The following is a 14,066-nucleotide window of genomic DNA, read 5'->3' as shown; positions in this document are numbered from 1 at the left end:
GGCATGACGGGCATCACCATCCTGCGCCAGTCGGCCACCATCGGCGGCCTCGAAGACCAGGGCACGCCCGCGCGGCCGCTCAGCCAGCCGCCCTGCGGGCTGAGCGGCATCGACGTCGATCTCGCCAGCGCGGGCGACAACAAGAGTGGCATCTGGCAATGCGAGCCGGGCCGCTTCGAACGCCAGCTCGCCAACGCCGAGGTCATGCACATCCTGGCCGGCGCCTGCACCTTCACGCCCACGGGCGGCGAGGCGCTGCAGATCCGCGCGGGGGACACGCTGTTCTTTCCGGCGCACACTACCGGCGAGTGGCATGTGCAAGAGACCCTGCGCAAGGTCTTCGTCGTCATGGCTTAGGGCTCACCCCCAGGCTTGCTCACTTCGTGTAGCCGCCCACCCCCTTGCAGGGGGCCATACCGGTGGCCCGGCAAAGCCGGTTCCACGGTATGCCTGGAAGGGCACCCCTTGAACTCAGGCCGCTTGCTGCGCCAGTTCGTTCGCGAAGCGCCCGATCGAGAAGCTCTCGATGGGCGTGGAGGTGTATCCGGTGGCGATCAGCTCGGCCATCGTCTCGCCCACGCCGGGGCTGATCGCGAAGCCCTCGCCGTTGAAGCCGAAGGCGTAGTACAGGCCCGGCACGCGCGCGCTCGGGCCCATCACGGGCTGCCAGTCCGACGTGTAGCCCTCGATGCCGCTCCACACGCGGATCAGCTGCACGTGCGCGAAGGCCGGCACGAAGCGGCGCAGCTCGCGCATCTGGCGCAGCACGTTGTCGGGCTTCACGTAGGCGCGGATGTGGTCCGCGTGCGCCGGCCCCTTGAGCCCGCCGCCGAAGACGATGTTGCCGCGCGCGATCTGCCTGAAGTACAGGCCCTCGTGCTCGATGGGCGACGAGATGCCGATGGACGGACCGATGGCATGGGGCAGCGGCTCGGTCACGCCCATCTGCGGGCCGCGAGCCTCCATCGGCACGCCTTCGCCGAACTGTTCGGCCATGCGGTTCGACCAAGCGCCGCAGGCCACGAAGAGCTGGGCCGCGCGAAAGCGCCGGCCGTCGGCCGTGTGCGCGACGAAGCCCGAATGGCCATCGCGCTCCACGTGCATCACCTCGGCATGCTCGACGATGTTCGCGCCGGCCCGCCGCGCCGCGCGCGCGAAGGCCGGGCCGGCCAGGCGCGGATTGGCATGGCCGTCGTTCGGCGAGAGCGAGCCCGCCACGATGCCGGGCGCGAAGATGCCCCAGCGCCTGGCGAGGCCGGCCGCGTCGAACAGTTCGAGGTCGAGGCCCAGCGGCTTCACGTCCCTCGCGTGCTGCTCCAGCACCGCCGCCTGCTTCTCGGTGTAGCAGACGCGCAGGTGGCCGTAGGGCACGAATTCCAGGTCTTCGCCCAGCAGTTCCTTCACGCGGCCCCAGACGGCGCGCGCGCGGTTGGCCAGCGGCATCTGTTCCAGCGCGCGGCCCTGGCGGCGCACGTTGCCGAAGTTGGTGCCGCTGGCCTGCCGGCCCACGAGCTCGCGCTCGAGCAGCGTGACCGACAGGCCGTGCTGGCGGCGCAGGAAGAAGGCCGCGGTGGTGCCCATGAGGCCGCCGCCGAGCACCAGCACGTCGGTGTCGGTCGTTGTCGTCGCGCCGCTCATGCCTGCACCTCGCGCGTGTCCATCATCAGCGGCTTGACCGGCGCCTGGGAGCGCAGCCGCCCCACCAGCTCGACCGGCACGCCGCTGGCCTGCGCCACGATCTCGGCCGATGCATGGCCGCAGAAGCGGCCCTGGCAGCGGCCCATGCCGACGCGGCTGAAGGCCTTGGCGCGGTTGACTTCGCGGCTGTCCATCTCGTCGACGCAGCGGCGCAGCTCGCCGGCCGTGACGGCTTCGCAGCGGCACACGATGGCCTCGTCGGGCAGCGACGCGGCCTGCGCGTGCGGCCACGGAAAGGCGCGCGCGAGGCCCTGGCGGAAGCGGTCCATCTGCGCCAGCGTGCGGCGCAGCGCGGCGGATTCGGCGGCGTGGAAAGCGCTGCCCTGCGCGTGGCCCAGGTCCTTGAGCGCCGCGAGCGCGGCCAGCCGGCCGGCCGCCTCGGCACCGTCGGCACCGAGGATGCGAACGCCGTCGCCCGCCAGGTACACGCCCCGCGTGCTGCTGCGGCCGTCGGCATCGATGCGCGGCAGCCACTGGCGGCTCACGGGTTCGAACTCGAATTCGCAGCGCGCCAGGTCGGCCAGCTGCGTCTCCGCGCGCAGGTGCCAGCCGAGCCCGACGGCGTCGCACTCGAAGCGACGCTCGCGTCCATCGGCATCGCGCACCGCCACGGCCTGCACGCCCAGGCTGTCGTCGCCGTCGATGCGCAGCGGAACGACGCCCTGCAGCACCGGCACGCCCGCGCGGCGCAGGCCGCGGATCAGCCCGAGGCCGCGCAGCGCGAGGCGCGGCCGCGCGAGCAATCCCGCCACCGCGCCCCAGGGCTTGGAAGCCGGCGCGGTGTCGAGCACCGCCGCCACCCTGGCGCCGGCCTGCACATATTGAGAAGCCACGAGGTACAGCAGCGGGCCGCTGCCCATGAAGACCACGCGCGAGCCGATCGCGCAGGCCTGCGCCTTCAGCGCGATCTGCGAGGCTCCCAGGCTGTAGCAGCCGGCGCGGTGCCAGCCCGCCACGGGCATCAGGCGGTCGGTGGCGCCGCTGCACACCAGCAGCGCTTCGAAGGGCAGCGTCCGCGGCTCGCCGGCATGCACCACGTGAAGCTCGCCCGCGCTTACGTTCCAGGCGAGCGTGTCGCCGCGGTAGTCGATGCGCTCGCGCAGCGCGTCGAAGTCGCCGTGCAGCGCCTGCGCCTTCGCGGCCTCGGTGCCGTAGAGCTTGGCGTAGGGGCGCTTGAAGCCCTCGGGCTGGCGCCGGTAGATCTGGCCGCCGTCGCGCCGGCCCTCGTCGACGACGACCGGCCGCACGCCGGCCTGCACCAGCGCCTGCGCGGCGCGCACGCCGGCCGGGCCGGTGCCGACCACGACGATGCGCGGGGAGGAAGCAGCTTCGCCGCTCATGCCCCGGCCTCCGCGGCATGCCGCGCGAGCGACTGCCGCAGGTCCGGCGTGACGGGCCACTGCCGCGCCGGCGGGCGGGTCAGCACGGACATGCCCTCCTCCACCGCCGTGGAGCATGCGCGCAGGCGCTCGCCGGCCGGCGTCCACACCCAGCAGTCCTGGCAGGCGCCCATCAGGCAGAAGCCGGCGCGCGAACCGTCGCCGAACTCGCTGTCGCGCACCCGCCGCCCGTTGCTCAGCAGGGCCACCAGCAGCGTGTCGCCGGCCAGCGCGGTGCGGGCCTCGCCGTCGATGTGCAGGGTCAGCGCGGGCCGGTCGGTTTCCGCGAGCCGCACGAAGCGGGCCGGCGGCCGGGAGCGAGGCGGGGATTCGGGCATGGGAAAGGGTCGGGGGAGCGCCGCTTCAGCGCTCGTGGGGAAAGAGCCGCTCGATCGGACAGTGCGTCTTGATGAACGGCGACTTGATGACGATGTAGCTGAAGTACTTCGAGATGCCGATGTTGCGTTCGAGCAGCCCCTCGATCACTTCCTGGTAGTGGTTCACGCCGCGCGTGAGAAAGCGCAGCAGGTAGTCGTAGCCGCCGCTCACGAGGTGGCATTCGAGCACCTCGTCGACCTCGCGGATCGCGGCCTCGAAGCGCACGAAGTCCTCGCGGTGGTGGTCCTGCAGCGTGACCTCCGTGAACACGGTGAGCGTGTCGCCGAGCTTCTCGAGCCGCAGGTGCGCGCCGTAGCCCGCGATGTAGCCGGCCTGCTCGAGCCGCTTCACGCGGATCAGGCAGGGGCTGGGCGACAGGCCGACCGCATCCGCCAGGTCGACGTTGGTCATGCGCCCGTTCTTCTGCAGCTGGGCCAGGATGCGCAGGTCGAGTCGGTCGATCTTGAAAGCTTCTGTCATGGCGGTGCCCGATAACGAAACGAGAGATCCCGATTCTGCGTCGGCGGCCGGATCTTGCGGGTGTCTTGCGGGTGCTGGGCGGCGCCGTTTCAGGCGGCCAGCGCGGCGCGGACGTCGGGCGCGGCCAGCACCTCGTCGAGCGTCTTTTTCAGCCGCGCGAACAGCTGCGCGAACTCGTCCTCGGTGAAGGTGAGCGCGGGCGCGAAGCCGAGGATGTGGTCGCCGAAGGAGCGGAACACCAGGCCGTTGCGGTAGCCGGCCGCGAAGATGCGGTCGGACAGCCCGAGCGACGCGTCGAAGCGTCGCTTGGTGGCCTTGTCGCTCACGAGCTCCAGCGCGCCGAGCAGGCCGCGGTGGCGCGAATCGCCCACCAGCGGATGGTCGAGCAGCGCGTCGAGGCCGGCCGCGAAATGGTCCGCGCCGCGCTGGCCGTTGGCGAGGATGCCGCCCTCCTCGTAGAGCCGCAGCACCTTCGAGCGCGACGGCGGCGCCGACCGGGTGCGCCGAATAGGTCGCGCCGTGGCCGATGGGAGCGCCCGACGGCGCGCCGTCGGCGATGCCGGCGTAGACCTTCTCCGACATCATGGTCGCGCCCATCGGCACGTAGCCCGCGGTCAGGCCCTTGGCCATGGTCATGAGGTCGGGCTCCACGCCTTCGGCCTCGCAGGCGAACATGGGGCCGGTACGGCCGAAGCCGGTGATGACCTCGTCGACCACGAACAGGATGTCGAGCTCGCGCGCGGCGTCGCGCATGGCCTTGAGCCAGCCCCTGGGCGGCACGACGACGCCGCCCGAGCCCTGGATCGGCTCGCAGAAGAAGGCGGCCACGTTGTCCGCGCCCAGCTCGGCCACCTTGGCGCGCAGCGCCGCGACCGAGGAAGCGATCAAAGCCTGCGGATCGGCGCCGTGCTCGTGGCGGTAGGCATAGGGCGACGCGATGTAGTGCTGCGTGGGCAGCGGCAGGTCGAAGCCGCGATGGAAGGCCGGCAGCGCGGTGAGCCCCGCGCCGGTGGACGATGAGCCGTGGTAGCCGCGCTCCAGCGAGATGAACTGCTTCTTCGACGGACGGCCGGTGGCGTTGTAGTACTGCACGACGAAGCGCACGGCCGCGTCCACCGCCTCGGAGCCGCCCAGCGTGAGGTACACGCGCGTCAACGACGCGGGCGTGATCTGCACCAGCTTCTCGGCGAGGCGGATCGCCGGCTCGCTGCTGAAGTGGAAGTAGCCGGTGGCGTACGGCAGCCGGCGCATCTGCTCGGTGGCGGCCTGCACCACGCTTTCCTGCCCGTAGCCCACGTTCACGCACCACAGGCCCGCGAATGCGTCGAGCAGCTGGTGGCCGTTGCCGTCGGTGAGCCATGCGCCCTTGCCCGAGGCCAGCACGGTGGGCCCGCGCTGCTCGTGCACGCGCCAGGGCGAGACGGGGTGGATGAGGTGCGCGCGGTCGATGGCGTCGAGCGCGGCTTGCTGGGGCAGTGCGGTGGGGTGCGTCATGGGGTGTGAAGGTGCGAGAGCGGAAGGAGCTTTCGATGCCTTCAGCTTAGGCCGCGCATCGCATGAGGTGGTGCTGCTTTGGGGGCGTCGCACGAAGCAGGCTGCGGTTGTGCGTGCGGCGCGCAGCAGATCGTGCGGCGGCTCTTTCTTCGCTCAGTAGCCCCGCGCGCGATCGACCAGCCCGAGCATCGGCTCGCCCGCCTCGAAGCGCTCGAGGTTGTCGAGCACCACCTCGGCCGCGCTCAGCGGCTGCGTCATGCTCGCGATGTGCGGCGTGAGCTGGACGCGCGGATGGCGCCAGAAGGCGTGCTCGCGCGGCAGCGGCTCGGGGTCGGTCACGTCGAGCACGGCGTCGCCGATGCGGCCGCTCTCCAGCGCGGCCAGCAGGTCGGCGTCGACCAGCTGCGGCCCGCGCCCCACGTGCACGAGGCCGGCGCCTTCGGGCAGTTGAGAGAACAGCCGCGCGTCCAGGAAGCCGCGCGTCGAATCGGTCAGCGGCAGGAGGCACACGAGGATGTCGGTGCGCGCGAGGAAGGCCGGCAGCTCGCCGGCGCCGGCATGGCATTGCACGCCTGCCACTTCATGCCGCGAACGGCTCCATCCCGCGCAGTCGAAGCCCAGCGCGACGAGCTGCTCCAGCACCGCCTGCCCGAGCGAGCCCAGCCCGAGCACGCCCACGCGCCGCTCGCGGGCGGTACGCACGGGCAGCGGCTTCCACAGGCCCTCCTGCTGCTGGCGCCGGTATTGCGGCATGTCGCGGTGCAGCCCGAGCACCGCATGCGTCACGTACTCGACCATGCCGCGCACGATGCCGGGCTCGACCATGCGCACCACGGGCAACTCGGCGGGAAGTGCCGTGAAGTCGAACTGGTCGACACCCGCGCCGGAAGAGAACAGCACCTTCAGATTCGGAAAGCGCGCAGCCAGGTCGTCTGGCGGTTCCCATGCCGCGAGGAAACGCACCTGCGCGGGATCGCCGATGTCGGGCCAGATGCGGAAGTCGATGTCGGGAGCGCGGCGGCGGAACACGTCGGCCCAGAGGCGGCCCCTGGCCGGGTCGGATTTGTAGAGGAAGGTGGTTTTCATGATTGGCAGAACTCGACTCGGAACACGTTCACGGTGCGTGCGAATGGCACCGGGTACTCCCCTCCGCGAATGTCCCCCGCCTTCGGCTCCTCCTTTATTTCGCTGCGGGGAGCACCCGGTGCCATTCGCACATGGACGCTCTGCTCATGCCGGCGGTTCGACCGCAGCGCCCGTCGATCACGCCGATGGGGTGCCTTGCGCAGCGAAATAAAGGAGGAGCCCGAAGGGCGGGGGACATTCGCGGAGCAAGGTACCCCGTCGGCGTGATCGCGCCCCCAACGACAGGCGCTCACCCGACAGCCTGCGTGACGATGGCAAAGAGGGAAGGCCCCCCGGCCGGCGAAACGAGCGGCGCACCGCGCACCATCGTCGTGGGCGCATCCACGCGCAGCAGGCCGATGCTTTCCAGGCACTCGGCCAGCCCGGTGTCGAAGTCGATGTCGATGCGCGTGAAGTTGCCGGCATTGACGCTGGCCATGTGCGCGATCAGCGCCTTCGCGCCATCGAGGTCGGGCGCCACCACGGGGCCGATCGAATGCCCGCGCCCGAAGCGCCGCAGCATTGCGAAGCCGCGCGGCTGGTTGTCGTGGTCCAGCACCACGCAGGCATCGGCACTGGCCAGCAGGTCGGAGACGAGTGCATCGCGCGGCATGCCGCGCGCGGCGGCATCGAGGGCCTGCAGCGCCGCGACCTCGTTCACGCCGGCAGGCCGCAAGCGCCAGCCGGGCTGCAATGCCACCAGCGGCGCGGGCTGCGCGATGCCCTGGTGCTGGCGCAGCTCGCCGGTGCGCACGAAGCCCAGCCGCTCGTAGAGGCCGCGCCCCTCGGCGGTGGCGTGCAGCAGCACCGTGCGGTCTTCCAGGCCTTCGAGCACGGCGCTCATCAGCCGATGGCCGATGCGGCGGCCCTGGCAGGCCGGCGTCACGATCACGAGGCCGACGGTGGCGTGGCGCTCGCCCCAGAGCCAGCGCAGCGCGCATCCGACGATCTCGCCGTCGCGCTCGGCCACGATGCCTTCGGCATGCGCGAACACCTGCTCCCAGTCCGCCAGCCGGTGCGGCCAGCGCAGCAGGTTCGTCAGCGCGTGGGTGGACGGCAGATCGGCGGGCGTCATCGGTCTGAGCACCACGCCGTCGCCGGCGGGTGCATTCGGGGTCTGGTCGGGCATCGGAGAGTCTCTCGGCGAGGAAATGTCCCTGCCATCTTGGACGACATCGGCGCGCGAGGCCAGACCGAAATAGCGCCCCGGCGCAACTTGCAAGCTTCGGCTGCCGCGCGCCCGGGTTTTGCAATTCGCTGCGGTGAGGCGCCGGCGTACGCATACAAATGCTGCGGCAAGCTGCCTAGGATCGATCGCCGCTTCCGCGGTGCCCTATAGATCCAAGTCCATGCAAGCCTTCGACCTGCGACAGATCCACTTGCCTTCGGGCCGCGCCTTCGCCGTGCAGCGGCGGCGGCTTCGCGATTCCTACCGGGGGTTACCACCCATCGGCCATCTGCAAGGGCCCGGGGCGCCGCCTGGCCGCGGCCCATCCGCGCTTCAAAAGCGTGCTCATCGACTTCGCCGCGACGCACCGAGGTGCACCGCCGCACGCATGGAGGGCAGACCGCATGGCATGCCGTCGCCGGCCCTCCAAACCGCAGCTTCGTCGCGGCAGGCAACGTATTTCCCTACAACTGCCGAGCGACTGCGTGCTGCAATCAATCCGTAATTTGCTTGTCGCAATTGCCATCTGAAGAAGAGGCCGGCGGCCGGTTTTTGGACAACCACCGAACCACCGAAACAAAGGACCCGAGACCATGACTTTCAAGCCCAAGTACGTGACCTTCGACTGCTACGGAACGCTGACCCGCTTCCGCATGAAGGAGCTGGCGCGCGAGTTCTTCTCCGACCGCATTCCGGCCGACCGCATGGAGCAGTTCATCGCCGACTTCTCGGCCTACCGCTTCGACGAGGTGCTGGGCGCGTGGCAGCCCTACGAGGTGGTGCTGAAGAACGCCGTGCGGCGCCTGTGCCGCAAGTGGAAGATCCAGTACTTCGACATCGACGCGCAGCGCATCTACGACGCCGTGCCCACCTGGGGCCCTCACGACGACGTGCCCGCCGGCCTGGCCAAGGTGGCCAAGGAGATTCCGCTGGTGATTTTGTCCAACGCCTCGGACGACCAGATCCAGAAGAACGTCGCGTTGCTGGGCGCGCCCTTCCACCGCGTCTACACCGCGCAGCAGGCCCAGGCCTACAAGCCACGCCTGACGGCCTTCGAGTACATGCTCGACTCGCTGGGCTGCAACCCCGAAGACGTGCTGCACGTGTCGTCCAGCCTGCGCTACGACCTGATGTCGGCGGACGACCTGGGCATCGTCAACAAGGTGTTCGTCAACCGTGGCCACGGCCCCGGCAACCCGGCCTACCGCTACACGGAAATCAAGGACATCGGCGGCCTGCCGGGCGTCGTGGGTCTCTGATCTTTCCTGCCGGAAGCAGCCTCGCCATGAAGCTCGACTCCTACTGGACCGACTCGGCCCCGGCCTTCGTGCCCGAAGCCCGCGAGCTTCCGGCGCAGGTCGACGTCGCGATCGTCGGCGGCGGCTTCACCGGCCTGTCGGCGGCGCTGGCACTGGCCCGGCGCGGTGCCAGCGTCGCGGCGCTGGAAGCCGGCACGCGGGTGGCGGCCGAGGCCTCGGGGCGCAACGGCGGCCACGTCAACAACGGCCTGGCCGTCGACTATGCCGATGTGGCGGCCAAGGTCGGCGTGGAGCGCGCGCGCGGGCTGGTACCACGCGTACGACGCCGCGGTCGACACCGTGGCGCGGCTGGTGCGCGAGGAAGCCATCGACTGCGACTTCATGCGCCACGGCAAGCTCAAGCTCGCCACGCGGGCCAACCAGATGGCGGCGCTGGAGCACAGCGTGCGGCGCCTGGTCGACGACGGCGTGGACTGCGACGTGGAGATACTCGACGCGGCGCGCGTGCGCGCGGAAGTGCAGAGCGATCGCTTCCACGGCGGCCTGCTCTACAAGCGCAGCGGCCAGATGCACATGGGCCGCTTCGCGCACGGGCTGGCCGCGGCCGCGCAGCGCGCCGGCGCGCAGATCCACACCGGCACCGAGGTGCGCCGCATCGAGCGCGTGGGCAGCGGCCATGCGCACCGGCTGCACACCGCGCGCGGCACGGTCGCGGCGCAGCAGGTGCTGCTGGCCACCGGCGCGACGCGCCACGGCGGCTACGGCAGCTTCGGCTGGCTGCGCCGGCGCATCGTGCCCATCGGCAGCTTCATCGTCGTGACCGAGCCGCTGGGCGAGCAGCGCGCGCGGGAGCTGCTCGCGGGCCGGCGCACCTACACGACCATCGCGAACATCCACCACTACTTCAGGCTCACGGCCGACCACCGGCTGGTGTTCGGCGGGCGCGCGCGCTTCGCGATCTCGAGCCCGCAGTCGGACGCGGCCAGCGGCGAGATCCTGCGCGCGGGCCTGGCCCAGACCTTCCCGCAGCTCGGCGCGGTGCGGCTCGATTACTGCTGGGGCGGCCTCGTCGACATGACGCAGGACCGCCTGCCCCACGCCGGCGAACGCGACGGCCTCTACTACGCCATGGGCTACAGCGGCCACGGCACGCAGATGTCGGTGCACATGGGCCAGCGCATGGCCGCCGTGATGGGCGGCGACGCGCAAGCCAACCCCTGGCAGGGCCGCGACTGGCCCGCCATTCCCGGCCACTTCGGCCCGCCGTGGTTCCTGCCGGCGGTGGGCCTGTATTACCGGCTCAAGGACAGGCTGGCCTGAGGGCAGGCTGTCCGGCGTTCGTTCTTTCTTTCGACTGGTTTCTTTCACCCCACGGCCCCCCAGGAGCACTCACCATGAGCGACAGCAGCAGCGACTACAAGAGCTTCCAGAACCTCGTCGGCCCCGACGAAAGCCTTCGCGTGATGGCATCGCTTCGACGCGGTGCCACGCGGCGCGACATTTTGTCGATGCTGGTGGCCGGCGGCATGCAGGCCACGCTGGCGGGCAGCCTCGCGGGCGTGGCCGTCTCGGCCCACGCGCAGGCGCCGCGGCGCGGCGGCCGCATCCGGGTGGCCGGCGCCACCGCCGCGGCCACCGACACGCTGGACCCCGCCAAGCAGTCGAACCAGACCGACTACTCGCGCGGCAACATGATCTACAACTGCCTCACCTCGCTGGACGGCAGCCTCACGCCGCAGCCCGCGCTGGCCGAGTCGTTCACCACCAAGGACGCCAAGACCTGGGTGTTCACGCTGCGCAAGGGCGTGGTGTTCCACGACGGCAAGGCGCTGTCGCCCGCCGACGTGGTGTTCTCGGTGATGCGCCACAAGGACCCGGCCACCGCCTCCAAGGCCAAGGTGCTCGCCGACCAGATCGAGAGCGTGAAGGCCACCGGCGCGAACGAGGTGACGGTGGTGCTGAGCGCCCCCAACGCCGACCTGCCGGTGATCCTGGGCACCTTCCACTTCCACATCGTCAAGGACGGCACCACCGACTTCAACGCCGGCATCGGCACCGGCCCCTACAAGCTCAAGGAATTCAAGCCCGGCATCCGCTCGGTGGTGGTGCGCAACGATGCCTACTGGAAGCCGGGCAAGCCGTACCTCGACGAGATCGAGTTCGTTGGCATCGGCGACGAGAGCGCGCGCGTCAACGCGCTGCTGTCGGGCGGCATGGACCTGGTGGGCTCGGTCAACCCGCGCTCGGTGGAGCGCGTGAAGGGCACGCCCGGCTTCGGCATCTTCGTCACGCAGTCGGGCCAGTACTCCGACCTGGTGATGCGCAAGGACGTGGGCCCCGGCGCCAACCCCGACTTCGTGCTCGGCATGAAGCACCTGTTCGACCGCGAGCAGATGAAGAAGACCATCGCGCTCGACTACGCGGTGGTCGCCAACGACCAGCCGATCGACCCGACCAACCGCTTCCACTTCGCGGGCCTGCCGCAGCGCCCCTTCGACCCCGAGAAGGCGAAGTTCCACCTGCAGAAGGCCGGCATCACCGGCAAGGTGCCGATGGTGGCCTCGCCCGCGGCGCTGTACTCGGTGGAGATCGCGCTGATGCTGCAGCAGACCGCGCAGCGCGTCGGCCTGGAGATCGACATCAAGCGCATGCCGGCGGACGGCTACTGGTCGAACCACTGGCTCAACAGCCAGGTGGGCTTCGGCAACGTCAACCCGCGCCCGAGCGCGGACGTGCTGCTCACGCAGTTCTTCCAGTCGGGCGCGGCCTGGAACGAATCGCGCTGGAAGAGCGAGAAGTTCGACCAGCTGCTGCTGGCCTCGCGCGCCGAGACCGACCTGGCCAAGCGCAAGCAGATGTACGCCGACATGCAGACCATGATCCACCAGGACGCGGGCATCGGCATTCCGCTGTTCCTGGCCAGCATCGACGGCCACAGCTCGAAGCTCAAGGGGCTGTCGCCGATTCCGCTCGGCGGCCTCATGGGCTACAACTTCGCAGAGAACGTCTGGCTGGATGCATGAGCACACCCCCAGGCTTCGCGCACTTCGTGTCGCTGCGCCAACCCCCTTGCAGGGGGCGACACCTGCGGCCCGGCAAAGCCGGTTCCGGCGGTGTTTCCCGAAGGGGCCCGGCTTCGCCGGCCATGTCGATGCGTTGCCATCGATGAAACTGGATTGCTGAGATGAATCGATTGATCCTCAAGCTCCTTGCACAGCGCATCGCGCTCGCGCTGCTGTCGCTGCTGGCGGTGTCGGTGATCGTGTTCTCGATCACCGCGGTGCTGCCCGGCGACGCAGCCGAGGAGCAGCTCGGGCAGGACGCCACGCCGGAGGCGCTGGCCGCGCTGCGCACGCAGATGGGGCTGGATGTGCCGGCGCCGAAGCGCTATGCGCAGTGGCTGCTGGGCATGGCGAAGGGCGACCTCGGCCGCTCGGCCACCACGCAGATGCCGGTGTCGGAGCTGGTCGCGAGCCGGCTGCCCAACTCGCTGCTGCTGGCTGCTGTCACGGCGCTCTTCTCGGTGCCGATCGCGCTGGCGCTGGGCATCGCGTCGGCGGTGTGGCGCGGCTCGTGGTTCGACCGGGCGGTCTCGACCTCCGCGGTGGCGGTGGTGTCGGTGCCGGAGTTCCTGGTGGCGACGCTGGCGGTGCTGGTGTTCGCGGTGAAGCTGCGATGGCTGCCGGCGCTTTCGTTCGTCAGCGATATCGACTCGCTCGGCCAGATGCTGCAGGCCTTCGCGATGCCGGTGCTGGTGCTGTGCTGCGTGATCGTCGCGCAGATGATGCGCATGACGCGCGCGGCCGTCATCGACCAGCTGGAGGCGCCCTACATCGAGATGGTGCGGCTCAAGGGCGCGTCGCCGATGCGCACGGTGCTGGCGCATGCGCTGCCCAACGCGGTGGGGCCGATCGCCAACGCCGTGGCGCTGAGCCTGTCGTACCTGCTGGGCGGCGTGATCATCGTCGAGACCATCTTCAACTACCCGGGCATCGCCAAGCTGATGGTCGACGGCGTCTCGCAGCGCGACATGCCGCTGGTGCAGACCTGCGCCATGATCTTCTGCGGCGCCTACCTGATCCTGGTGACCGCGGCCGACGTCTGCGGCATCGTCGCCAACCCGCGGCTGCGGCACCGCTGACGAGGCAGAGCCATCATGGAATCGTCCACTTCCTCCCCCGCCCTGAACACGGCCGCCCCCGCGCTGCCGCCCGCGCCCCGTCGCAGCCCGCTTCGCTGGCTCGCGGGCTTCGGCTTCACCGGACTGCTCGGCCTCGCGGTGCTGCTCTTCTGGCTGCTCGCGGCGGCGTTCGGCCCCTGGCTGCTGTCGCACAGCTCGGCGGGCGCCGGCACCTCGAACGTCTTCGCGCCGATCAGCGCGGCGCACTGGCTGGGCACCGACTACCTGGGCCGCGACATGCTGGCGCTGGTGATCGAGGGCGCGCGCTACACCGTCGGCGTGGCGCTGCTGGCGACGCTGCTGGCCAGCGGCACCGGCACCACGCTGGCGCTGCTGGCCGCCGCCAGCGGCCGCTGGACCGACGCGACGCTCAGCCGCTGCCTCGACACGCTGACGGCCATCCCGAGCAAGATGTTCGCGCTCATCATGGTGGCGGGCTTCGGCTCCTCGGTGCCGATGCTGGTGGTCACGGCGGCCATCATCTACGTGCCGGGCGCCTTCCGCATCGCGCGCTCGCTGGCCGTGAACATCAACGCGCTCGACTACGTGACGGTGGCGCGCACGCGCGGCGAAGGCACGCTCTACATCATGCTGCGCGAGATCCTGCCCAACATCGTCGGCCCGATGCTGGCCGACCTGGGGCTGCGATTCGTCTACATCGTGCTGCTGCTGGCGAGCCTGAGCTTCCTGGGCCTGGGCATCCAGCCGCCTGCCGCCGACTGGGGATCGCTGGTGCGCGAGAACATCGGCGCGCTGGCCATGGGCGGCGCCTCGGTGATCGTGCCGGCGCTGGCCATCGCGAGCCTCACCATCTCGGTCAATCTCGTCATCGACAACCTGCCCGGCCGTGCCGCGCGCGAACGAGGAGCACGCTGATGAAACCCACCCCCAGGCTTGCCCACTTC

General features: G+C 70.4%; 11 protein-coding genes and 2 pseudogenes. 6 read left to right on the top strand and 7 right to left on the bottom strand.

Features of this window, described 5'->3' with window-relative positions; genetic code table 11:
* Positions 1–3 precede the first annotated feature (3 nt).
* Entirely contained in the window at positions 4–357 is a 354-nt protein-coding gene (locus ACHMXA_RS06060) for a cupin domain-containing protein (RefSeq protein WP_395319319.1), read from the top strand.
* Positions 358–471: 114 nt separating this feature from the next.
* Here the strand turns inward: ACHMXA_RS06060 and ACHMXA_RS06055 are convergent, their stop codons facing one another.
* From ACHMXA_RS06055 to ACHMXA_RS06025, 7 genes and pseudogenes are all read right to left on the bottom strand, one after another.
* On the bottom strand, positions 472–1,638 hold the full coding sequence (locus ACHMXA_RS06055; RefSeq protein ID WP_176665907.1) for an FAD-binding oxidoreductase: 1,167 nt from the start codon (positions 1,636–1,638) through the stop codon (positions 472–474).
* The gene (locus tag ACHMXA_RS06050; protein ID WP_395319317.1) at positions 1,635–3,038 is read right to left on the bottom strand and encodes an FAD-dependent oxidoreductase; all 1,404 of its coding nucleotides are present in this window, start codon (positions 3,036–3,038) and stop codon (positions 1,635–1,637) included. Before ACHMXA_RS06050 ends, ACHMXA_RS06055 begins: the two co-directional genes overlap by 4 nt.
* The gene (locus tag ACHMXA_RS06045; RefSeq protein ID WP_395319315.1) at positions 3,035–3,415 is read right to left on the bottom strand and encodes a (2Fe-2S)-binding protein; all 381 of its coding nucleotides are present in this window, start codon (positions 3,413–3,415) and stop codon (positions 3,035–3,037) included. Before ACHMXA_RS06045 ends, ACHMXA_RS06050 begins: the two co-directional genes overlap by 4 nt.
* A 25-nt stretch (positions 3,416–3,440) precedes the next feature.
* On the bottom strand, positions 3,441–3,935 hold the full coding sequence (locus ACHMXA_RS06040) for an Lrp/AsnC family transcriptional regulator (RefSeq protein WP_176665904.1): 495 nt from the start codon (positions 3,933–3,935) through the stop codon (positions 3,441–3,443).
* 89 nt (positions 3,936–4,024) lie between these two features.
* Positions 4,025–5,429: pseudogene (locus tag ACHMXA_RS06035) on the bottom strand (aspartate aminotransferase family protein).
* Between the two features lie 153 nt (positions 5,430–5,582).
* Positions 5,583–6,515: a 2-hydroxyacid dehydrogenase gene (locus ACHMXA_RS06030; protein WP_395319313.1), complete on the bottom strand. Its 933-nt coding sequence runs from the start codon at positions 6,513–6,515 to the stop codon at positions 5,583–5,585.
* Between the two features lie 289 nt (positions 6,516–6,804).
* Entirely contained in the window at positions 6,805–7,683 is an 879-nt protein-coding gene (locus ACHMXA_RS06025; protein ID WP_395319311.1) for a GNAT family N-acetyltransferase, read from the bottom strand.
* A 632-nt stretch (positions 7,684–8,315) separates the two neighbouring features.
* Between ACHMXA_RS06025 and ACHMXA_RS06020 the strand changes: the two genes are divergently transcribed.
* The 5 genes and pseudogenes from ACHMXA_RS06020 to ACHMXA_RS06000 all read left to right on the top strand — a co-directional run bounded on the left by ACHMXA_RS06020 (position 8,316) and on the right by ACHMXA_RS06000 (position 14,037).
* On the top strand, positions 8,316–8,981 hold the full coding sequence (locus tag ACHMXA_RS06020; RefSeq protein ID WP_176665900.1) for a haloacid dehalogenase type II: 666 nt from the start codon (positions 8,316–8,318) through the stop codon (positions 8,979–8,981).
* Between the two features lie 26 nt (positions 8,982–9,007).
* Positions 9,008–10,301, top strand: a pseudogene (locus ACHMXA_RS06015) (NAD(P)/FAD-dependent oxidoreductase).
* A 74-nt stretch (positions 10,302–10,375) separates the two neighbouring features.
* A complete protein-coding gene (locus tag ACHMXA_RS06010) occupies positions 10,376–12,004 on the top strand; it encodes an ABC transporter substrate-binding protein (protein WP_176665898.1) in 1,629 nt (542 codons plus the stop codon).
* 161 nt (positions 12,005–12,165) lie between these two features.
* A complete protein-coding gene (locus tag ACHMXA_RS06005; protein WP_395319308.1) occupies positions 12,166–13,122 on the top strand; it encodes an ABC transporter permease in 957 nt (318 codons plus the stop codon).
* Positions 13,123–13,137: 15 nt separating this feature from the next.
* Entirely contained in the window at positions 13,138–14,037 is a 900-nt protein-coding gene (locus ACHMXA_RS06000; protein WP_395319306.1) for an ABC transporter permease, read from the top strand.
* The last annotated feature ends 29 nt before the right edge of the window (positions 14,038–14,066 follow it).

It is taken from the genome of Variovorax sp. UC74_104 (assembly GCF_044055375.1).
GTDB lineage: Bacteria > Pseudomonadota > Gammaproteobacteria > Burkholderiales > Burkholderiaceae_C > Variovorax.
Note: the sequence above shows the minus strand (reverse complement) of the source record. Positions and strands in the feature narration are given on the sequence as shown.